This is a genomic window from Flavobacterium sp. MR2016-29 (assembly GCF_015350695.1).
In the GTDB taxonomy this organism is placed as follows: Bacteria; Bacteroidota; Bacteroidia; order Flavobacteriales; family Flavobacteriaceae; genus Flavobacterium.
Window position 1 is genome coordinate 568688 of sequence record NZ_JADKPU010000001.1, and the last position, 23517, is coordinate 592204.

15 protein-coding genes are annotated in these 23517 nt (G+C 34.4%); 2 read left to right on the forward strand and 13 right to left on the reverse strand.

The features are described from left to right. Window positions 1–19: 19 nt before the first annotated feature. The 5 genes from coaBC to IR010_RS02645 all read right to left on the reverse strand — a co-directional run bounded on the left by coaBC (window position 20) and on the right by IR010_RS02645 (window position 3912). Window positions 20–1234: a bifunctional phosphopantothenoylcysteine decarboxylase/phosphopantothenate--cysteine ligase CoaBC gene (gene coaBC, locus IR010_RS02625; protein ID WP_194601311.1), complete on the reverse strand. Its 1215-nt coding sequence runs from the start codon at window positions 1232–1234 to the stop codon at window positions 20–22. A 9-nt stretch (window positions 1235–1243) separates the two neighbouring features. Then, window positions 1244–1561, reverse strand: a complete 318-nt coding sequence (locus tag IR010_RS02630) for a DNA-directed RNA polymerase subunit omega (protein ID WP_007807938.1) — start codon at window positions 1559–1561, stop codon at window positions 1244–1246. A 9-nt stretch (window positions 1562–1570) separates the two neighbouring features. Beyond that, window positions 1571–2365, reverse strand: coding sequence for an outer membrane protein assembly factor BamD (locus tag IR010_RS02635; RefSeq protein WP_194566639.1), 795 nt, complete (start codon window positions 2363–2365; stop codon window positions 1571–1573). A 131-nt stretch (window positions 2366–2496) separates the two neighbouring features. Beyond that, on the reverse strand, window positions 2497–3384 hold the full coding sequence (gene dapA, locus IR010_RS02640) for a 4-hydroxy-tetrahydrodipicolinate synthase (protein WP_194566641.1): 888 nt from the start codon (window positions 3382–3384) through the stop codon (window positions 2497–2499). A 15-nt stretch (window positions 3385–3399) separates the two neighbouring features. Beyond that, complete coding sequence (locus IR010_RS02645; protein ID WP_194601314.1) at window positions 3400–3912, reverse strand: DUF6913 domain-containing protein; 513 nt, start codon at window positions 3910–3912, stop codon at window positions 3400–3402. 47 nt (window positions 3913–3959) lie between these two features. On the opposite strand from IR010_RS02645, the gene IR010_RS02650 reads away from it, so the two are divergent. Next, window positions 3960–4739 carry a 5'-nucleotidase C-terminal domain-containing protein gene (locus tag IR010_RS02650; RefSeq protein WP_194601317.1) on the forward strand — a complete coding sequence of 260 codons (780 nt, stop codon included), beginning with the start codon at window positions 3960–3962 and terminating at the stop codon, window positions 4737–4739. 53 nt (window positions 4740–4792) lie between these two features. Next, the gene (locus tag IR010_RS02655) at window positions 4793–5704 is read left to right on the forward strand and encodes a bifunctional metallophosphatase/5'-nucleotidase (protein WP_194566647.1); all 912 of its coding nucleotides are present in this window, start codon (window positions 4793–4795) and stop codon (window positions 5702–5704) included. On the opposite strand, the gene IR010_RS02660 is transcribed toward IR010_RS02655, so the two are convergent. The 8 genes from IR010_RS02660 to rplI form a co-directional block, all read right to left on the reverse strand. Then, the gene (locus IR010_RS02660) at window positions 5690–6385 is read right to left on the reverse strand and encodes a lysoplasmalogenase family protein (RefSeq protein WP_194566649.1); all 696 of its coding nucleotides are present in this window, start codon (window positions 6383–6385) and stop codon (window positions 5690–5692) included. The two genes, IR010_RS02655 and IR010_RS02660, sit on opposite strands and share 15 nt — an antisense overlap. Further along, entirely contained in the window at window positions 6372–8378 is a 2007-nt protein-coding gene (gene ligA / locus IR010_RS02665; RefSeq protein WP_194601319.1) for an NAD-dependent DNA ligase LigA, read from the reverse strand. The genes IR010_RS02660 and ligA overlap by 14 nt, the downstream gene beginning before the upstream one ends. Before the next feature lie 244 nt (window positions 8379–8622). Beyond that, window positions 8623–10557 (reverse strand): OmpA family protein, encoded by a 1935-nt coding sequence (locus tag IR010_RS02670; protein WP_029269579.1) that lies wholly within the window; start codon window positions 10555–10557, stop codon window positions 8623–8625. Window positions 10558–10568: 11 nt separating this feature from the next. After that, a complete protein-coding gene (locus tag IR010_RS02675) occupies window positions 10569–11501 on the reverse strand; it encodes a type IX secretion system membrane protein PorP/SprF (RefSeq protein ID WP_029269577.1) in 933 nt (310 codons plus the stop codon). A 47-nt stretch (window positions 11502–11548) separates the two neighbouring features. After that, a complete protein-coding gene (locus IR010_RS02680; RefSeq protein WP_228515070.1) occupies window positions 11549–20449 on the reverse strand; it encodes a gliding motility-associated C-terminal domain-containing protein in 8901 nt (2966 codons plus the stop codon). Continuing rightward, entirely contained in the window at window positions 20440–21231 is a 792-nt protein-coding gene (locus IR010_RS20055; protein ID WP_228515071.1) for a hypothetical protein, read from the reverse strand. The genes IR010_RS02680 and IR010_RS20055 overlap by 10 nt, the downstream gene beginning before the upstream one ends. Window positions 21232–22480: 1249 nt before the next feature. Continuing rightward, the gene (locus IR010_RS02685) at window positions 22481–22954 is read right to left on the reverse strand and encodes a DUF6495 family protein (protein ID WP_194566655.1); all 474 of its coding nucleotides are present in this window, start codon (window positions 22952–22954) and stop codon (window positions 22481–22483) included. A 122-nt stretch (window positions 22955–23076) separates the two neighbouring features. Further along, the gene (gene rplI / locus IR010_RS02690; protein ID WP_194566657.1) at window positions 23077–23517 is read right to left on the reverse strand and encodes a 50S ribosomal protein L9; all 441 of its coding nucleotides are present in this window, start codon (window positions 23515–23517) and stop codon (window positions 23077–23079) included.

The following is a 23517-nucleotide window of genomic DNA, read 5'->3' on the forward strand; positions in this document are numbered from 1 at the left end:
CTGATATTTTTAAAAATTATTATAATTTCTTAAAATGAGAAAGCACTTTATTTAAAATATCAACAGCAACTGATTCTTTTGATTTTAATTCCATTGGTTCAATCTTAAAATTTTTATCAATAAAAGTAATTTTATTGGTTTCTTTTTTAAAACCTGCACCTTCATCCTGCAAGGAATTTAAAACAATCAAATCTAAGTTTTTTTTCTGAATTTTCAGCTTAGCATTTTCAATTTCATTTTGAGTTTCTAAAGCAAATCCAATTAAAAATTGATTTTTTTTGATCGCTCCTAATGATGCTAAAATATCTTTTGTTTTTTCAAGTTCAATTGAGAATTCATCAGTTGTTTTTTTAATCTTTTGCAAAGCAACAACTTTTGGTCTGTAATCTGCAACGGCGGCGGCGGCAATCATAACATCAGCTTCATCATAATACAAATGACAGGCATCGTACATCTCTTGTGCTGAAATTATATTTACAACCTCAATTAAATTGTTTTTAACTTTAAAATGCGTTGGTCCAGCAACTAAAATTACCTTAGCGCCTAATTTTGCAGCTTCATTTGCGATATCAAAACCCATTTTACCAGAAGAATGATTTCCTATAAATCGAACAGGATCTATTGCTTCGTATGTTGGTCCGGCAGTAACTAATATTTTCTTTCCTTTGAGAGGCAATTTGCTTTCTAAATCAGCTTCAAGAAAAGCAATAATATTTTCTGGCTCAGCCATTCTTCCTTCGCCAGACAAACCACTGGCAAGTTCACCACTTTCAGCCGGAATCATTACATTTCCGAATTGTTTTAAAGCTGAAAAACTAGCTAAAGTTGATGGATGCTTATACATGTCTAAATCCATTGCCGGAGCAAAATAAACAGGACATTTAGCTGATAAATAAGTAGCTATTAAAAGATTATCACAGTTTCCTGTAGCCATTTTAGACAACGTATTAGCAGTTGCTGGAGCAATTAACATGAAATCAGCCCAAAGTGCTAAATCGACATGATTGTTCCAAACAGCATCTTGATCATCTTCATTAAAGAAACTGGAATGTACGGGATTTTTTGATAACGTAGATAACGTAAGTGGAGTTACAAAATCCTTAGAAGCAGGTGTCATTATCACTTGGACATGTGCACCTGCTTTTATAAAAAGTCGTACTAATGAGGCTGTTTTATAGGCTGCAATTCCACCAGAAACTCCCAGTAAAATTTTCTTCCCGTTTAAAACTGACATTGTACTATATTATTTGTTTGAACCTCTGTGGTAAGTTTTACCATCTAACCATTCTTGAACGGCTAAAGCGTGTGGTTTTGGTAATTTTTCGTAAAATTTAGACACTTCAATTTGTTCTTTATTTTCAAAAACTTCTTCAAGACTGTCATTGTAAGTAGCAAACTCTTCTAGTTTCTCAGTTAATTCTTTTTTAATTTCAGAATTAATTTGATTTGCTCTTTTAGCCATAATGGTAATTGCTTCATACACATTTCCTGTTGGCTCTTCAATAACTGTTTTATTGTAAGTTATTGTATTTACAGGAGCATTCGTCTTTTTTAAATCCATGACTTTATTTTATTTAGTAAATTTTTGTAAATCAGTTTCAACTCTAGCATTCATTTCGTCTGCTTCTTTTTTATATTTCGTGTCGCTTTTAAACTTGATTAAGTTATTATAAGCCACTTTTGCAACATTTAAACGCTCTTCCATTTTTGATGGAATACTGTTTATTGCCAATTTATATGCCGAATCGTATTTGTAAAACAACGCATCTTCCTTAAAAGGCGTTCCAGGAAAATCAGCTATAAAATTATCAAAAGCAACTAATGCTGATTTATAATCTGAAATTGTATTGTAACCTTTCGCGTTTTCGTATGCTTTTTTCTCTAATTTGCCATTCAAAACTTTTACAGTTTCATTGGCTTGAGCAACATATTCAGAATTTGGATAACTGTCTATAAATGCTTGTAATTTCTCTAATGCTTTTACAGTATCAGCTTGATCTAAACTGTAAACTGGAGCTAATTTTGAATAACTGTAAGCACCTAGAAAAGCTGCTTCCTGTACTTTTTCACTTCGTGGATAACCTGAAACAAAACTTTCGAATTGGTAACCTGCTAAATAATACTGTTTTGTTTTATAATAAGATTGTGAAAACATATAAAAAAGCTTTTCAGCTTGAGGTTTACCTCTATAAGAAGGAGCTAATTGCTCGAAAAGACGAATTGCTTTCGAATATTTTCCTGCCTCATACATTTTTGTTGCCATTTCAAATTTTGCTGCAACATCTTCATTTTTCAATACCTTTTGGTAATCACTACAAGAACAAAAAAGGACAACAACAATTAATAGAGATACTATTTTTTTCATTTTCTTACTTTTATTATGATTTCTTAGACAATTATGCCAAAGCAAAATCACACCGAAGTTCCGGTGGCAAATTTAGTTATTAATTTAGCTACTACAAAATATTTTTTTGGTATAATAAAATACCGCTAATCTTACTCTACTTTAATACTGCTTTTTACAAAATCATTCAATCTCGAAGCTAAAGAATCATCAACAGTTACGAGTGGCAAGCGCACTGTGTTGTCAGCAATTCCAAGGGCTTGAAAGATTTGTTTGATTCCTGCAGGATTTCCCTGCTCAAAAATCATATCAATACAATCTGATAAAAAGTATTGTGTTTTAAAAGCCTCATTTACTTTTCTGTTTAATCCTAAACGAATCATTTCTGAAAATTCCTTTGGAAAACCTTGCCCAATTACAGAAATCACTCCTGCTCCACCCGCTAAAACGATTGGTAAAGCAATCATATCATCTCCTGAAATAACGAGAAAATCTTTTGGTGCATTTTTAATCAATTGTAAGGCTTGAGCCATATCTCCAGCTGCTTCTTTTATAGCAACAACGTTACTGAAATCATTCGCCAGACGAATTACTGTTGATGGCAACATATTACTAGCAGTTCTTCCTGGAACATTATATAAAATTACCGGAATTGGAGATGCCTCAGCAATAGCTTTAAAATGCTGATAAATTCCTTCTTGTGTTGGTTTATTATAATAAGGTGAAACTGAAAGTATAGCCTCAAAAGCTGAAAAGTCTCTTGTTTTTAATTCCTCGACAACTTGCATTGTATTATTACCCCCAACTCCAAGAACCAAAGGCAATCTTCCTTTATTTATGTCAATTACTGTTTTTATAACCAACTCTTTTTCGGCTTGAGTCAAGGTAGCATTTTCTGCCGTTGTACCCATAACCACAAGATATTCAACTCCTCCGTCAATCGAAAAATTAACGATACGCTGCAAAGCTTCGATATCAACTGAAAAGTCTTTTTTAAATGGCGTAACAAGCGCAACACCAGTTCCTATTAATGATTGCATATTCTGATTTATAATTTATTTTATACTTTTTAAATACTTAAACAATTCGGATACGAAAAGCTTATAATTTTCCATATCAGTATTGATCATCCAGCGATTTATTCTTTGATCAACCGACGAAAATCCTAACTTAAATTTAGCTTTTGATTTGCTTGTTACCAGCATTAAAATCGATTTTTCGATTTCATAGTAACTTATCAAAAGATCAAATTCTGTTTCTGTGAATTCATTTAAGAAATTTTCGGCTATATCACCTTTCCAATCGATATGTTTTTTACCAAAAGTAGGTCTTGAATACTCCTTATTCTTCTCAAATTTTTCTCTGTACGCAACAATTTTTATGTTTTCCGGAGCAATTCCATGTTGAACTAATTCATTAATTAATTCCGTTGAATGGTGAAATTTACTTTCATCTACCAATAAACCAATTGTTTGCACGTTGCTTGTAAAGACTTCGTTTTTGACATTATCCAGGTTATTTTTTAATGATTTTTTTACAAAAAATTCCTTTATATAATTTAAAAACATAGTACTTTTACTAGATTACAAAATTAATTATTTAAGTCGCATTTAAGATGGTAAAACTAAAAAAGTATAACGGATTTTTAAAACTTTTTGTTATATTCTTAACACTTTTTTTTATATTTTCCTGTAGTCAGAAGAATTATAATTTGACGAAGATAGAAGGAAAACAGCTTCCAATAACTGAAAAGGGCGCAGAAACTCCAGAAATTGAAAAATTTATAACGCCATATCGCGATCATATCAATAAAGATCTGGACAGCGTTCTAGCTTACTGCCCTGAAACTCTTGATAAAAGTACGGGTAAATGGCAAACTACAATTGGAAATCTAATGGCAGATGCATGCCTGCAACGAGGAAATCTTGTTTTTAAAGCTAGAGAAAAAAAAGATATTGATTTTTGTCTTTTAAATCACGGCGGCATTAGAGCGATCCTGCCAAAAGGAAACGTTACTACAAGAACTGCTTTTGAAATTATGCCCTTTGAAAATAGCTTAGTTGTAATGGCTTTAAAAGCAGATCAAGTTCGAGAAATAGCTTCTTATATTATTAATGTACAAAAAGCACAGCCACTTGCCGGAATGACTTTTACAATTGCAAAAGAAAATACTGCTAAAAATATTTTAATTCAAGGAAAACCGATCGACGATAACAAAATCTATTATGTGGCGACCAATGACTATTTGGCAAATGGCGGAGACAACATGAACTTTTTCTTAAAAAGCAGTCAGAAATACGATTTGAATTATAAGCTTCGAAACGTATTGATCGACTATTTTAAAGAAGTAGATACCATTCCGGTCTTAAAAGATATTCGAATTACAGAAGAATAATAGATTAAAGAAAATTAGAATAAAACTTAAGCGTTACGCAAAAAACATATATCATGAAAAGAAGAGAATTTATCGAAAAAACAGCTGCAAGTACTGCTTTATTGAGTTTAGGTTTGTCATTGAGCAGTTTTAAAACTGACGATATTAAACACTTAACTATTCTGCATACTAATGATGTACACAGCCACATAGATCCCTTTCCGGCTGATGATCCGCGTAACGCGAATAAAGGTGGTGTCTCTCGTCGTGCTGCTCTTATTGAAACCATTCGTCAAGAAAATCCGAACGTGCTTTTATTAGATGCTGGAGATATTTTTCAGGGAACTCCTTATTTTAATTATTATGGAGGTGAACTTGAGTTTAAACTGATGAGCATGATGAAATATGATGCATCAACAATAGGGAATCATGATTTTGATAATGGTCTGGATGGCTTATATGCACAAATGCCACACGCTACTTTTGAATTTATCAATTCTAATTATGACTTTAAAAATACAGTCATGAACGGACTAGTTAAACCTTATAAGATTTTTAATAAAAACGGAATAAAAGTGGGTGTTTTTGGATTAGGAATTGAACTTAACGGTTTAGTCGACAAACAAATGTACAAGGAAACTGTTTATAACGATCCTGTTGAAATTGCTCAGGATATGACTCAATTATTAAAAAAGGAAGAAAAATGCGATTTAGTAATCTGTCTTTCGCATTTAGGATATAAATACAAAGAGGAAGAAGCAAAAATATGTGATTTAAAATTAGCCGAATTAACTCAAGATATTGACTTAATTATTGGAGGCCACACACATACTTTTTTAGACAAGCCAACCATTGTAAAAAATAAGGCTGGTGAAAATGTTTTAGTAAATCAAGTGGGGTGTTATGGAATAAATTTAGGCAGAATTGATTTTTACTTTGATAAAAACAAAGCACACACCAATCAAGGAAAGTCAATTATTGTATAAGACCTTTTTCTGCACTTTTACTTTTTCAAGAAAATATTCGACCATAAAATAGTACGCTAAAACTTGAGTTATATCGCGGACTAAAACCAGCACAACAGAATATGAAAAATATTCGTTGAAGATGTAAAATATGTCTGAAAAAATATAACAAACTGCCATTAAAGACATTAAAAGCGCCAAATGCGTTCCTTTAGTTATATAACTAACGAAAGAATAATAACTTAAAACACTCAATACTATTCCGTAGAAAGTATAAAGTGCATTAAATTTTTTCATATTATCAAATTGAAGGCTTAATACAGAAACCAACAAATAAGCAATAAAAATAACTACTATTGAAACCGGCAGAATATCTTTTCTCCTTAATTTTATTCTTTCATGGTCGATTATGAAAAGCTTCAAAATCAGTAAATAAACAAATAAAAAGCTAACAGCTCCGCCTATCTCAGAAACCTCAACATCCATAAGATTAAACACTTGCCCTACAAAGCAGAAGAAAAAAATTAAGCCCTCTGTTTTTCCGATCCTAAATTCACTTGTAATAATGAAGTAGAAAAAAATTGCAGGCAAGACAACAGCTTTAGCATAAATTGCTAAAATATCGTATTGCAGACAATCAAAAACGATTGTTACAAGCAATGCTAAAAAGAATAAAATCAACGATGGCTTATTCGCTTTCATTTAATTTATTTATAAAATCTTCCTCTGACAAGATAGGGATATTTAATTTAGTAGCCTTATCTAATTTTGCCGGTCCCATATTATCTCCTGCAACAACAAAATCAGTTTTTGCAGAAATTGAGCTTCCTACTTTACCACCATTATCTTCAATAGTTTTCTTTAATTCATCTCTTGAAAATTGAGTAAAAACACCTGAAACAACAAATGTTTTTCCGATGAACTTTTCAGTAGCATTCGGGTTTATTTTTTCTATAATTTCAAATTGAACTCCGTAACTTTTCAAGCGTTCAATTATTATTTTATTTTCTTCGTTTTCAAAAAATTCAATGACACTTCTTGCAATTCGTTCGCCTATTTCATCTACTAAAATTAAATCCATTAAGGAAGCCTGACTTAATGCATCGATGTTTTTGTAATGCTTAGCTAGTTTTTTAGCTACGGTTTCTCCGACAAAACGAATTCCGAGTGCAAACAAAACACTTTCAAACGGAATTTCTTTTGATTTCTCAACGCCATTTACCAAATTTTCAGCTGATTTTTGCGCCATTCTTTCTAAGTGCAAAATATCTGATACTTTCAATTCATAAAGATCAGCGTAATTATGAACTAAGCCGTTTTTAAAAAGCAATGCAACAGTTTCTCCTCCCAGACCTTCAATATCCATGGCTTTTCTTGAGATATAATGCTGAATTCGACCAATAATCTGCGGAGGACATCCGTAAAAATTAGGGCAATAATGATTTGCTTCGCCAGCGTTTCTAACCAATTCGGTCTGGCATTCCGGACAATGCGTGATGTATTGTGTTTCTTCTGAATTTTCAGGTCGTTTGTCTAGATCTACAGCAATAATCTTCGGAATAATTTCGCCCCCTTTTTCTACAAAAACAGTATCATTTATTCTAATATCTAATTTTTTAATTTGATCTGCATTGTGCAAAGAAGCTCTTTTTACAATTGTTCCAGCTAATTGTACTGGCGCTAAATTTGCAACTGGCGTAATAGATCCCGTACGGCCAACTTGATAAGTGATAGAATTTAATTTAGTCGAAACCTGTTCTGACTTAAATTTATAAGCCATTGCCCAGCGCGGTGATTTTGCAGTATAGCCCAGTTCTTCCTGATGCTGAATACTGTTTACTTTTATAACAACTCCATCTGTTTCGTATGGTAATTGGTGACGATGAACATCCCAATAATCAATAAATTCAAAAACTTCTTGCATATTATGGACCAACTTCGCTTCATTCGGAACCTTAAATCCCCATTTTCTAGCTGCTTCTAATCCTTCACTCTGTGTAGAAAATGGCAAATTGTTTCCTGCAACAAAATACAGTAAACATTCTAAAGGACGTTTAGCTACCTCAGCACTGTCTTGTAGTTTTAAACTTCCTGAAGCCGTATTTCTTGGGTTTGAATAAGGCGTTTCTCCAATTTCAATCAATTCTTGATTCATTTTTTCAAAACCTTTATAAGGCAGAATAATTTCTCCTCTGATATCAAATCTTTCAGGATAATTTCCTTTTAATTGAAGTGGAATCGATCTTATAGTTTTAATGTTATTTGTAACCTCATCACCTTGAAAACCATCGCCACGCGTCAAAGCCTGAACTAGTTTTCCGTTTTCGTAAGTAATACTTATTGAGGCACCATCGTATTTTAATTCACAAGTATATTCCAGATTTACATTTCCAAGTACTCTCTGAATTCGGTTTTCCCAATCTAATAAATCTTCTTTAGAATAAGAATTATCTAAAGAATACATTCTGTATTGATGCGCTATCGTTTTAAAATTTTTCGTAACCGTTCCTCCTACTCGTTGTGTTGGAGAATGCGCATCAAAAAATTCTGGATGTTTATTTTCTAAATCTTGAAGTTCTTTTAGCTTAATATCAAAATCATAATCAGAAATTGTAGCATTATCGAGCACATAATAATTGTAATTGTGCTGGTTAAGTTCATTTCTTAAAGTTTGAATGGTTTCTTGAATACTCATAAAATATTAAAAATAGTGCAGATTGTAATTAGAATAACTGAACATCAAAATTAGGATTATTTTTTTTCAAAAACATCAAAAAGCAAAAGTTTTAAAAATCAAAAATCAGGCGGCAAAAGATTGCAGCCTGATTTTCTTCTTGTCCATTATTCTTAAAAAGAATTAAACAAAACCAACTTCCAAATGGTTTCTTTGTTTCATATTTTTAGACTGATTATCAAATAATTAGACAATAAATATAAAACTATTTTTGGATAATAATAAAGTCAGAACGTCTATTTAACAAATGCTCTTCTTCAGTACATTTTACACCATTTTTACATTTATTAATTAATCGCGTTTCTCCATAACCAATCGCACTATCGATTCTTGAAGCATCAATTCCTTGTGAGATAATATAATCTCGTGTTGATTTTGCTCTGTTATCAGAAAGTTTCAGGTTATAAGCATCTTTCCCGCGAGAATCTGTATGCGATTCAATTTTAATTCTGATGTTTGGAAATTTCTGCATAATGAAAACTACTTTCGATAATTCTTCAATAGCTAAAGGCGTAATATCAAATTTGTCGTAATCGAAATAAATTGGATTTACATCTACTTTTTCGACACCTTTCTTTTTAACTACTAAATCATCATAATTGCTAAGTTCAAAATTAACATCTCTAATTTCACCTTCATTTTCACTTGTTGTCTGAACCGTTTTTTCATCACTGCTGTAATTCGGTTTTGCAGCAATCATTTTAGCTGTTTTTCCACACGGCACTACGATGGCATATTTTCCTTCGTAATTTGTTTTTGTCTCGCCTAAAATTTCAGTAAATGAATTGTATGCCATGACCGTAACATCAGGAAGCGGCAATTTTGTTTTTCTATCTATTGCCATACCTGAAATGCTTTGATTACAAACCGGTTTGCCTTTAATAAAAGAATAAATATCGTCATCACCCTTACCACCAGCTCGGTTTGAAGAAACATAACCGTAAGTATCTGCACTGTCAATTACAAAAGCAAAATCGTCTTTATTGCTATTGATTGGAGCGCCAAGATTTTTAGGAGTTGAGAAGGTTCCGTCAGATAAAAATGAACTTTCATAAACATCTAAATCTCCCCAGCCATAATGTCCATCAGAAGAAAAATAAAGTTTTCCGTTGCGAAAGAAAGGGAAAAGGTCATTTCCTATTGTATTGATTTTTGGTCCAAGATTTACTGGCGAACTCATTGTTCCGTCTGCAGCAATTCTTACATAATACAAATCGGTTTCACCATAACCACCTGGCATATCTGATGCAAAGAAAAGCCATTCTCCATCAGGACTTAAAGATGGATGCCCAACAGAATAATCATCACTGTCAAAGAAAACTTTTTGTGGATTTTCTAATTTATTGTTTACAATATCGCCTTTTACAATCTGAAAATTATTCGTTTTTGATTCGTCAATCACCAGTTTATTTTTTTTGACGATGTTGGTCGAATAATAAATTATTTTTCCGTTTGCATCAAAAGTGGCCGTTGCTTCATGATATTTTGTCATTACGTTTGGCAAAAATAATGATTCATTAAACAAACTTCCATCTGCTGGATTTCTTTCAGCAACATATAAATTTAGAAAAGGCTGATTGTTCCAAGTATACAGTTTTTCACTAAATTTTGTAGTGTCTCGTGCAGACGTAAAAACAATTTTGTCTTGAAAAAAAGTAGCTCCAAAATCAGATTTACTTGTATTGATATCAAGATTTTTGATCGTATACAGCGATTTTGCTTTAGCCAAACTATCCATTTGTGTTTTTTGAGCAACATATCTGTTTACTTCTTTTTGATCGCCTTTTTTATTTAAATATTCTTTCGTCATTTTATCTGCTTCATCATAATCCATAACGGCTTTCAGCGACTGAATATAACGCAAATAGTAAATATCAGTAAGATTATTGCCTTGGACTTCGTATAATTTTTTATACCATTTTAGCGCATTTCTGGCATCTGAAATAAAATAATACGAATCGGCAGCATTCTTTAGCGTTTGTGCTGATGGACTTTTGATGTTCTGTAAAATTTCTTCGTAAGCCTTTGAGGCATCTACGTAAGCATAATTTTTGAACAAGGCATCTGCTTTTTTTAAATTAGTCTGAGCAAAACTAAACGTAAAACTCAATACTAAACTTAGGATATATAATTTTCTCATAGGTTTTAAATTTAGAAGAATCGAGGAGATTTAATTTTACTTTCGCCTTTGTTAAACTGATAACGCAAGATTACTTCGTGCGATCCATCGTTGTATTTATTCAGATCGCTAACGGTGTAATCGAAAGCGTATCCGATATAAAAACTTTTAGATATTTGAAAACCTGCCAAGATGCTTATAGAATCATCTGTTCTATAAGAACCCCCTATTACAAATTTTTCAGCAATCATGAAATTCGCAGAGACATCTGCAGTAATTGGAGCTCCAGTTACTGCTTTTACTAAAAATGCAGGTTTGAATTTTAAATTCGGATTCAAATCAAAAACATAACCTCCCATTAAATAATAATGCAAACGGTCATAGTCTATAGATTCCTGAACATCATCGTAATAATTACTTTGAATAAAACTCGGAATTGAAAGACCTAAATACCATTTATCAGTATAATAATATATCCCGGCTCCAACTGCCAATTTCATTTGGTTGTCGATATTTTGATTTAACAAAACATCATTTGGATCGTAATATCTCCCTTTTGACCAATCTACATTTAACATTCGCATACCTGCTTTTAGACCGAATGCTAATCTTTTTTCATATCCTAAAGGAATTGAATAAGAGAAGTTTCCGTCAAGATAAAGTTCGTTTGATGGGCCAATTTTGTCATTAACAATACTTAGTCCTAAACCAACTTTCTCATTTCGAAGCGGTGCGTGAATAGAAAAAGATTGTGTTTCTGGTGCTCCAGAAATTCCAACCCATTGAGAGCGGTACAAAAGTGCTGCTTCTAAAGTGCCGGTAGACCCAGCATAAGCTGGATTTACCGCCATAGTGTTGTACATATATTGCGTGTACTCCGGATCTTGCTGTGCACTGGCACAAACTGTGATAAAAGAACATATTAAGATAAAATACGTTTCTAATGATTTTATATATAGTTTCATAACGATACTTATTTAGTTTAATTAATTAGATGATTAATTCAGTCTGCTTATCTCATTATAGATAACCATCCTTTTTTAACCGTTCCGTTTCCAATGTCTATCACATAAAAATAAGTACCTGTTGGCAACATATCTCCTCTATTTATAACTCCAGATACATTGGCAGTTCCGTTCCAATCATTTTCATAACCTTTTTTGCTGTATACTAATGCGCCATATCTATTGTATACTTTCAGCTCGTTGTTTGGATATGATTCGATACAATCAATTCTGAAAAGATCATTAGCTCCATCATTGTTTGGAGTGAATTCATTGTAAACTGTCAGACAAATTGGTTCAACAGAAGCTGAAGCCGTATTGTTGGCCGCATCTATATCTAAAGGAGTTGAAATTTCAATAGTTGCAACATTTAGATAATCACCACCTGGCAAGACTTCAGCAACAATTGTAAGTACTACGCTTTGTCCAGCATTTAGTGTTGGAATTGTCCAAAGTCCGGTTAATGGATCATAAGTCCCAGAAGTTGTACTTGTGCTTACTAAATCATATCCGCTAGGCAATAAATCACTTACAATAGTATTTATAATATTACCTTGTCCCACATTATTAACCGTTATCGTAAATGTTATTTCTTCACCAAAATTAGGCGTTGGATTACTAACTGTGTTTGTGATGGTTAAATCTGAACAGGTTGCCACGGTAACATTTAATGTTTTTGTTGTCGTTTCGTTACATGTATTAATATAAGTAACGGTAACTTTACCAGGCCCGATATCTGACCATGAAACTGTTACATTTCCATCTGCGGTTCCTCCGCCAGAAACAATTGTTCCGTTGGTAATTGACCATACATAATTTGATTTTCCATTTGCTATTGAATAAGTAACACCTTGGAAAACACATGGCGTATCGTCATTAGAAGTTATAGGAACCAAAGCATCGTTTTCAAAACTTACAGTTATTGCTAATCTAGTAGCGCTATCACAACCATTCGTTGTATTACTAAGGGCTCCAGCATAATACGTTGTAGCAATTAGCGGTGTATTTGCTGCTAACGGTGTACCGCCTGTAGCAGAAGCATACCAAACAACATTTGCTTCGTTTACCAAAATGTTTGCAATTGTTGGTGCTGCAGATAAACAGAATGTTTGATTTGTTCTAGGTGTTGTTATAACACTTGGCGTATTTACATTTACTGCAACTGCTAATCTAACAAGATTTTCACAACTAATTGCACTTGAAACAACTCCATAATAAGTTCCTGTAGCTAAAGGTGTAGTTGCTGGAATTGCTGTTCCTCCTGTTGCAGTAGTGTACCAAATTACGTTAGCTTCATTTACCTGAATATTGGCTACTGTTGGCGAATTTATCGAACAGAAGTTTTGAGTTGCATTATTAGTTGTTGGTGTTGGTGCCGGACTTGTAACAGTAACCGTTACCTGTAAACGAGTTGAGCTTTCACAGCCTGTTGTTGCATCTACAATATTTCCATAATAAATACCAGAAGTCAAAGCTGTAGTAGATGGAATTGCAGTTCCGCCTGTGGCACTGCTAAACCAAGTTACGTTGCTTTGGTTTACCTGAATACTTGCTATCGTTGGAGAAGCAGTTGTACAAAACGATTGTGCACTATTGTTTGTAGTAGGGTTTATTGTATTTCCTACTGTAACATTTATCTGCAATCTTACACTACTTTCACAACCAGTAGCTGGATCTTTTATAGCTCCATAATAAATCCCTGTTGCTAAAGCTGTTGTTGATGGAATTGCGGTTCCGCCTGTAGAAGCACTATACCAAACTACATTTGCTTCATTTACTTGAATACTGGCAACCGTTGGTAAAGTCCCTGAACAGAAAACTTGAGCTGTATTTGTAGTTGTTGGCTTAGCAGGATCTGTTATTGTAACTGCAACTTGTAATCTTGTTGTGCTTTCGCATCCTGTTATTGGATCTTTTATAGCTCCATAATAGGTACCAGCAGTTAAAGCTGTTGTTGACGCGAATGCAGTTCCTCCTATGGCTGCACTATACCAAACCACATTTGCTTCGTTAACTCGAATACTTGCAAATGTTGGTGCATTCACTAAACAGAAGTTTTGAGCTCCAACAGTTACCAATGTTGGTGTGCCTGGATCATTTACATTTACATTAACCTGTAATCTTGCAGCGCTTTCACAAGTTGTTGCTGGATCTTTTATTGCAGCAAAATAAACACCGCTTGTCAACGGTGTAGTCGAAGCTATGCTGTTTCCTCCAATTAAAGCATCATACCAAACGATATTTGCTTGGTTAAATTGAACACTTGCAAATGTTGGTGCATTCACTAAACAGAAGTTTTGAGTTCCTGCATTTACCAATGTTGGTGTGCCTGGATCATTTACATTTACAGTAACCTGTAATCTTGAAGCGCTTTCACAAGTTGTGATAGGATCTTTTATTGCAGCAAAATAAACACCGCTTGTCAAGGCTGTAGTCGAAGCTATGCTGTTTCCTCCTGTTAAGGCATCATACCAAACGATATTTGCTTGGTTAAATTGAACGCTTGCAAATGTTGGTGCATTCACTAAACAGAAGTTTTGAGTTCCAGCATTTACCAATGTTGGCGTACCTGGATCTGTTACACTAATCGTAACTTGTAATCTTGCCGCGCTTTCACAATTTGTGCTAGGATCTTTTATAGCAGCAAAATAAACACCGCTGGTCAAGGCTGTAGTTGAAGCTATGCTGTTTCCTCCTGTTAAGGCATCATACCAAACGATATTTGCCTGGTTAAATTGAACACTTGCAAATGTTGGTGCATTCACTAAACAGAAGTTTTGAGTTCCAGCATTTACCAATGTTGGCGTACCTGGATCTGTTACACTAATTGTTACTTGTAATCTTGCAGCACTTTCACAAGTTGTTGCTGGATCTTTTATTGCAGCAAAATAAACACCGCTTGTCAAGGCTGTAGTTGATGCAATGCTGTTTCCTCCTGTTAAAGCATCATACCAAACGATATTTGCTTGGTTAAATTGAACACTCGCAAATGTTGGTGCATTCACTAAACAGAAGTTTTGAGTTCCAGCATTTACTAATGTTGGCGTACCTGGATCAGTAATCGTTACTGTAACTAATAAACGAACTGAACTCTCACAACCCGTTAAAGCATCTTTTAATGCTGCAAAATACTGGCCGTTTGTCAATGATGTTGTTGGATTTAACGCAGTTCCACCTGCAGATAAAGTATACCAAACTACATTGGTTTCATTCGTTTGAAGATTAGCCACTGTCGGATTATTTACCAGACAGAATTCTTGTGTATTATCAATTGTTGTTGGCGTTAAAGGGTCTGTAATAGTTACTGTTACAGCTAATCTTACGGAACTTTCACAACCTGTTATATCTTTTATTGCTGCATAATAAATTCCGTTTGCTAATGCAGTTGTTGGGTCTAATGCAGTTCCACCTGCAGATAGAGTATACCAAACAACATTGGTTTCATTTGTTTGAAGATTAGCAACTGTCGGATTATTTACTAAACAGAAATCCTGTGTAGTATCATTTGTTGTTGGCGTTGCAGGATCTGTAATTGTAACTGTTACAACTGATCTTACAGAACTTTCACAACCCGTTGCGTCTTTTATTGCTCCATAATAAGTTCCATTTACTAATGCAGTAGTAGGATCTAGAGCTGTTCCGCCTGTTGCTGCAGTATACCAAACTACGTTGGCTTCATTTGCCTGTAAATTAGCCACTGTCGGATTATTTAAAAGACAGAAAACCTGATTGTTAAGTATTGATGTTGGCGTTGCCGGATCATTAACTATTACAGTCACGGCTTTTAATTCTCCGTTTTTATTCTGACAAGTAAAGTCGCTTGTTACTGCTACATAATAAGTAACAGGACTCATTGCTGTTGTTAAACCCGCAACGGTTAAAACTCCTGTAGTATTATTTACTGTATACGTTACAGCACCCACTGTACCTGTTGTAATAGGCTGAGTTTTATTAGCATCTAAGTACCAAAAGAAAACCGGATTTGCCAGTATGCTTGTTGGTGCCAATGTTGCAGCTGTATCATGACAAATAGAGGCATTATCTACTGTAATATCAGATTCAAGAGAACTTGGTAAAATAGTAAAGGTTACTTGTTTTCTATCTGCAGGTGCAGTTTCGCAATATTCAGTTGAACTAACTCCAACATAATAAGTGTAAGTTCCAGGAACTAATCCGTTTACATTTAATGTCGAAGCTGTTTCGCCAGGAATTAACTGACTTGTTGTACCATCAAAACTATACCAGGCATATACCGGGTTAGTAAGAGTTGGTGTAGCATTCAATACTGCATTTAAAGTTACCTGACCGTTTTCAGAACAAATTATTGTACCGTTTCCGCCATTAATAGTTACGTTTGAGATAGCTGATGCCGGAGTGGTTGCTCTTACTGTAACAGTAACTTCACCTCTTTCCAAAGCTGGACAACCATAACGAATTGGCTGAATGTAATATTTATAAGTACCTGCTGCTAATGTTGCAGGAAGCGTGTATGTTTGACCTGTTGCAACTTGGTTTCCTCCTGATGGAGAATCGTACCATGCATAATCTGCACAATCTCTAACCGGAACGTCAAGTTTGATCTCGGCCCCGGGGCAGACTGTAACTGCATTGTTTGGATCTCCATCAGTAACTTTTGTATTGGTTACACGATCAATCGTATGAACTCTAAGCTGATCTAAAACATTTGCAGCTCCTCCCAAAGTAATAACAACTTTATCATATGGCTGTGTTTGAGGCGCAACAATTGTCACTGCCATAGTATCTCCAGAAAGCAGTTTTAATGTCAACAAATTACTATTACTTTGTATAGGTGTGCCTACTGGGATATTTCCAGAATACAGCTGAATAGTAAATCCGGTAAGTAAACCAACATTTAAAATTGTACCTGGTTTAGAAACTGTAATACGTAAACTATCTCCAACCATAGATGGTGTTCTAAAAGTAGCTGTTAGTTCTGCATTAGCAAGTACACCTACTCCATTAAACATGGTAGCATAAGTAGCAACATCTCCATCAGCAACATTGAAAGGATTAGAAACTCCAACAGTAGTTGTCAATGCTCCAACTCCTAAATCTTTTACCCCAGAGAAAACGTCTTCAATATCTCCCTGTCCACAAGCAATTTGTGTAACTTGTCTTTTATAATAAGCATCGTACACATTCACATTTTGTGCAACACTTAAAACAGATCCTAATTGTACTCTGATTCCGTCATAATCCTGAAGACCCGAAACATTAGAAGGAACAAATGTATATTCGAATGAATTTTGTCCTGGCAATAAGTTCAATAATGAACCCGATACGGTTTGTAAAGTTCCAATATCAATCGGATTATTAGCCCCGTCACGTTTAGTTCCAATTACAGAAAGACTTTGACCTACAGAAATTAAACTATTTTCTAAACCAAGTTTCACCGTTACAGCAGTTCCTTTAGGAATTGTTGTTGGCCATTGTAAATTTTGCCACGTTGTTCCAATACCCAAAAGTCCTAAACCTGTAGTTATGGTTGAATATGTACTTGGATTGCCATCCGCTCCTAAAGGTCCATTAGTAACCGTTCCGGTAACTACTGTTCCCGATAATTGAGAGTTAGCATAAACTCTTTCTAATAAAGAATCACAAGCAGCAGGATCAATAACACTAATGGTTACGGTTTGAGTCGTAGTACAGTTTCCGTTACTGGCAACGACTGTGTAAGTAAAAACTCCCACTGTATTAAGTGGTCCTGTACTGTTTGATGCCATTACATTTCCTTGTGGATTATACCAGGTAATAGTTCCGTTTGAAGTTGCACTTAATGTAACCGAATCGCCTTTTGCAACTGCAATTGAGCTTGTAACTCCTGTTAATGTTGGCAAAGGATTTACAGTTACTGCTACTGGAAGTCTAGACGATGGACAAGCTACACCAGTAATTTGAGCCTGAATAAAATAGTTACCGTTAGCCAAAATATTTGAAGCAGCCACATCCGTAATTTGATTATTAGCTGAATCAAAGAAAGTATAAGTTGTATTTCCTGAAGTATCAAAATTTGTAATCGCATCTTGTAAGCTTGCTTTTGCACAGGCAGACAAATTAGGATTTACAGTTAATACCGAAGCGGCTGGATAATTTACAACAACTGCTTTTAAAGTTCCTGCAGTATTTTCACAAGTACCTCCATTTAGCACTGAAATATAATAAGTCGCAGCAGCAGTAAGTCCACTAACAGTTAATGCTCCAGTTGTAGCATCTATTGAATAAGTCACGCCTGAAACAGTTCCGTTTGTGATCGGCTGTACTTTATCAGAATCAAAATAATATCTAAATGTTGCTCCTGCTAAAGCAGATGTAGGAGCCAATACAACTTCTCCCGCACAAGATGCTGTTAAAGGGCTCGTAATTGTAATGTCTGCAGCCGTTGGAATTGGCAAGACAGTAATTGTTACTGGCTGACGAACACTGTTAATACAACCTCCACGAGTAGCTTGTAAATAATAAGTTGTTGTAACATTCAATGGACCGGTCGGATTAACACTAGGAACTAATGCTCCCCCAGTTGGCGAATCATACCAAGTATAAACTTCACCGCCTGTTGGAGTTGAAGTAGTTAGATTAGCAGTCCCTCCAGCACAAATTGGCGCTGTTGCCCCAGTAATTGTAGCATTTGGAAATCTGTATGATGCTTCATAAATATTTAAAGCAGTAAGTAATGTTGCACCTGCACCTCCTATACGAATTTCAATTCTATCAAATACAGCTGTGGCATTAAAAGTAGCTTTAAATTTATTTCCTGACAATAATTGCAAATTCAATAAATTACTAGTAAGAAATTGTCTGTCATTATTAAAAGTGCCACCATTATAAGTTGCTAAACTAATTCCGCCTCCTAGTGCAGAAACGTCTGCAAGTCCGTTTGGCAACTCTAGGTCAACTTCTATAATATCACCACTTTGTCCCAATGTAGGAAACAATAATTGTTGTTGTACATATGCTCCAATAGCAGCTACAGGAGTAAAAAGAGTTGTAGCGGTATTTATATCTCCATCAATAGAATTTAAAGGATTAGTTACTGTACATCCTACGCATAATGCAAATGGCGGTACTGCATCAAAAGCTGTTTGCTGTGTAATTGGCTTCAAACAACTACTCACAGTATTAATTACTATAACATTAATAGCAGCTCTTGTAGCGCTTGTACAATCTGAAGATGTCGCTCTAGCCTGTACATAAAATGTTGTGTTTGCTGTTAAAGGACTTGTTGTATAAGTACTTGCATTGGCTTGCAGAAGATTTCCTCCTGTTGGTGCATCATACCAATCATAAGCAATTCCTGCAGTAGTTGCAACTGATAAAGTAACAGTTTGACCTGACTGAATAATAACATTTGAAGCTGTAGGAACAGGTACTGAAGGTCTTGGATTAACAGTTACCGGAACCGCTGTACGAGTCGGACTTAAACAAGTTCCAATTACTGCTTCAACATAGTAAGTCGTAGGAGCTGTTAAACTTGGCGTTGTATAAGAAGTTCCAGTAGATAATAAGGTTCCACTAGTAGCTGCATCGTACCAATTATAAGTTGTGCCTGCAACTGGCGTTTGAATTGTTAATGTTGTTGATTCTCCACTACATAAATTTAGAGGAACAACATCAATCCCAACAGGAGCAACCGGATTGGATACCGTAATTGCAACAGGATTTCTTTCGCTGTTCACACATCCATTACGAGTAATTTCGGTATAATATGTTGTATTAGCAGTCAGTGAGGGAGTTGTATAAGCAGCAGTACTTGCTAATAACGTTCCTCCCGTTGCGGCGCTATACCAATTGATAGTTTCTCCAGCTGCTAAATTTGCCAGCAAAGTGGTTGGTCCGGCACAAATATTTGTATTACCGGAAATGACAGGAGCTTTATATCTGTAAGTCGCCTGATAAATATCTAAACTTGTTAATACTGTTACTGTGGCTCCAAATCGAATTTCGACACGGTCAAAATTGGCTCCGGCAACAATACTGGCTCTAAATCTATTTCCACTAAGTAATTGTAAACTAACCAACGGATTATTAATAAAGACCCTGTCTCCATTATAGGTTGATCCATTATATGTTGCTAAGCTAACGCCTCCTAATAAAGAAACATCAGCAATTCCGCCTGGCAATGCTAATTCAACATCTACAATATCTCCCGCTTTTCCAGGATTATTAAATTGTAAAGTTTGCTGAATTGATCCGTTTAATAAACCAATTGGAAGAGTAAGTCTTGCAGATGTAGCGCTATTTCCGTCAACTGAATTATTTGGTGTTGTTGAAGAACAAAGTAAACAAAGTCCGTCTTGTGTAGTCACTTGACTGTTAGCTTCTAGGCAAGTTCCTAATGGATTTGCTAAAACAGTCACCGTCACAGGAGTCCTAGTCGTACTAACACATCCTCCCACACTGTTACGAGATTCTACATAATAGGTTTTACTTGCTGTTAAAATTGGAGTTGTAAAGGTATTAGAATCTCCTAATAATTTGACTCCTCCTGTTGGAACGTCATACCAGTCAAGAACAACACCAGCTTCCGATGTTGAAGCACTTAATGTTGCATTTTGTCCAGATAATATCGATACACTTTGCGTTAATATCGTTGCCGGTCCAGGAACTGGAGATGAAGTAACTGTAACCTGAGTACGCGCTGATCTACATGTACTAATTGCTGCATCTACGTAAAAAGTAGAAACACCAGTGGGTACAGTAGGCGTATATGTTGTACCTGTAGTTAAAGCTGTGCCCCCTGTTGCAACATTAAACCACGAATAAGTTGTTCCGGGAACCGGATTTACGACAGATAGTGTAGTTGCCTGAGTTGGTGTACTCGAACAAATCGCTGTTCCGCTACTACTAATTGTAGGCTGCACGGGATTGATAACATTAACAGTTACTGGCAAACGCTCGTCACTTTCGCAACCAACACTTCTTGAAGTGCTGACATAATAAGAGTTGTGGTATTTAGCGCCGGAGTTGTAAAAGTACCAGTAGTTGAAAGCGCAGTTGTTGATGTTGGTGAATCATACCACGCAACAGTTGTACCTGTAGCTGCAGTTGCAGTAAGCGATGCAGTTTGACCTAAACATACTGACTGCGTTTGACCACCAGTAATAGTTGGTTGTGCAAATTGCAAACGTACATCATATATTCTCAAATTGGCGAGTAAACTAACAAGCCCTCCCACCTGAATCCGCACCTGGTTCGCATCAGCAGTCAGGGTGTATTTTACCACTGCCATTGTATCTCCTGCCAGTAATTGAATATTCAATAACGGACTGTTTAGTGCTACTGTAGGTCCGGTCGTTCCTGCAACACTGTTACGTGGCTGAATACTTGAATTAGATAATAAACCTACATCTAATAAAGAAGCGCTTGAACCGTAATACAGAACAATTTGGTCACCGGCTTTTGCCATTTGACCAAAAGTAACTGTTTCCTCAGCAAAACAAAGTACACCTAACGCATTCGTAAGTGTCGCGTACGTACTTGTACTCGCATCATATGCGAAAGTAGGATTATTGATTTCTGTAGAGCCAAGACAAACACCTCCTGAACTGGAAGTATGTGATGTAGGTCTACAAAAATTTTGTGCAAATGTATTATTGCAAAATAGCAATAAAAACAATAGTCCGAATAATCTCTTCTGATAGATGAGATCACAAAAAGTAAAAGTTTTTTTCATAATTTGGAAGATTAGAAAATGGACAATAAAATACCTGTTGCGATAAGCACGTATGCTTAGGCAATTTTAAAAAACGTTAATAATCAGCTACTTAAAATGAAATTTAAAAAACTAGTAACCTAAGACTTTAAACTACATTTCATTAAAAAAAATCATGTTGTATTGTGTACACCGAAGTATACAAAAGAGCACCATTTATTCTTCTTGAATAAAAAATGTCTCAAAACTTTTGGGGAATAGTGATCTGAATCAGCATTCCGAGTGGAGTGATTTGTTAGAGGCCTAATTTTCATAAAAGAAAATTTAAGTTAGCTAGAAATGGGGAATTCTAAAATATAGAGTATGTTTCAATATCTATAGAAAGTTGATTAGGCAATCTATGATTTTATCGTTTTAGAAAGTAATTCTAAAAATTGGAACATGAATTTTAAAAGATATTATTTAATACAAGAAAAATTAAACACAACAATACGTTTCATCAACCAACCACCAATCGGGGTCTGAAAATGAAAAGCTGACGTAATATTGCTTTTTTTGGAATACGTTAAAAGTTGAATGCAAATTAGATTCAAGAACCAATCTAATTTTATTTAATAATATAAATAATAAAGCTAAAATATTTTTAACACCTAATACAAAGTTGATAACGAGAGTAATTGTCAATTCCATAAGCAAACTAATTAAGTTATTTAAAAAATATTAAACTTCAATGTTGAAAAAAACATCTTACATTATTCGATTATCTTATTAAATATTTAAAGAAGAAATAGAACTCTGAAATTGTTTGTTTTTTAGAAAATCATCAAACATTTTGTTTAACCTTTCTTATTCTAAAATTAATTAAAATGAAATTATAAAACAAGCATAAAATTCTTATTTTTTCAATTCTAAAAAAATTAAAATGTTAAAATATAATTGGTCAACATCAGCAAATGCTAGAATTTTAACCTTAAAACGACTGTTAGAAATATCACAAAAAAAATTAATAAAATTTTAGTAAAATCTAATAATGTAACTATTAACCTACAAATACAACTAATAATTGACTTGAAAAAAGTTAAACAGAGAAAAAAAGGAAGGTAAGATGCTAATAATAAGGCAATAGTGCTAATTTTTTGCGTATTCGAAATAAATGCGTAGAATTACGGGGTAAAAAAAATTAAAAAGTTTAAACAAAAGTTAAAAACCTAAAAAAAGATAAACATTTTAACATCAATGACTTATCTTTTTTTAGGTTCATTTTTTCTAATTATGACTCGATAATTGTATTAATTTGTTTGAATAATTGTCCGTCACTTAAAAAAGCACCCTGCTGAATCAATTCAAAAATAGAAGTATTTCTGTCTTCAGTAAACACTTTCTTTCCTACTTTCATCTCTATCGTTTCAGTAAACATGTTATCACTTAGCCACTGCAAACCTTCTTTTGTCAAAAAGTCTGTTTCTGGAACCAACGATTTTAATACTATAGATTGTACATGACTTTCAAAACATTGAAATAAGAAAATATGATTCTTAGAGAAATGTTCTAAGAATTCTGCCCTAGATAAAACTCCTTCCCATATCAAATCAGAAAAAATATCAAGTTCTTGCTCAGCAACTTCTGGTTTGTTTATTTTAAGAGAATCCCATTCTGCTTTATCAATGGCTTGAGTAGCTAAAAAGCTTGCAAATTCTGCATGCAATTCATCAAATTGCTCTTTTGTTAATCTTGCGTATTTCATTTTTATTTGGCTTTATGCCTTACGCTATAAGCTACAGGCAAATAACTTTAATTTTATCTAATATTACTTTAAACAAAAAAATCCCGATTCGCATCGGGATTTTTATATAGTATTTCAAACTATTACTTTTCAGCGATAATTTCGTATGGTAAATCAACAATAACATCTCTGTGTAAACGGATGCTAGCAGAATATTTTCCAGTACGTTTTACGATACCACTAGTGATGAATTTTCTATCAATAGCGTTACCTGATTTTTCTAAAGCTTCAGCAATGTCGATGTTTGTGATAGAACCAAAAAGTTTCTCTCCACCAGCTTTTGCAGTAAGTTTAATTTCAAGAGCTTTTAAAGTTTCAGCTAATGCTTTAGCATCAGCAACAACTTTAGCTTCTTTATGTGCTCTTTGTTTTAGGTTTTCAGCTAAAACTTTTTTAGCAGAAGGAGTTGCTAATGCAGCAAAACCTTTAGGAATTAAAAAGTTACGACCGTAACCAGGTTTTACAGATACTACATCATCTTTAAATCCTAAGTTTTGTACGTCTTGTTTTAAAATAAGTTCCAT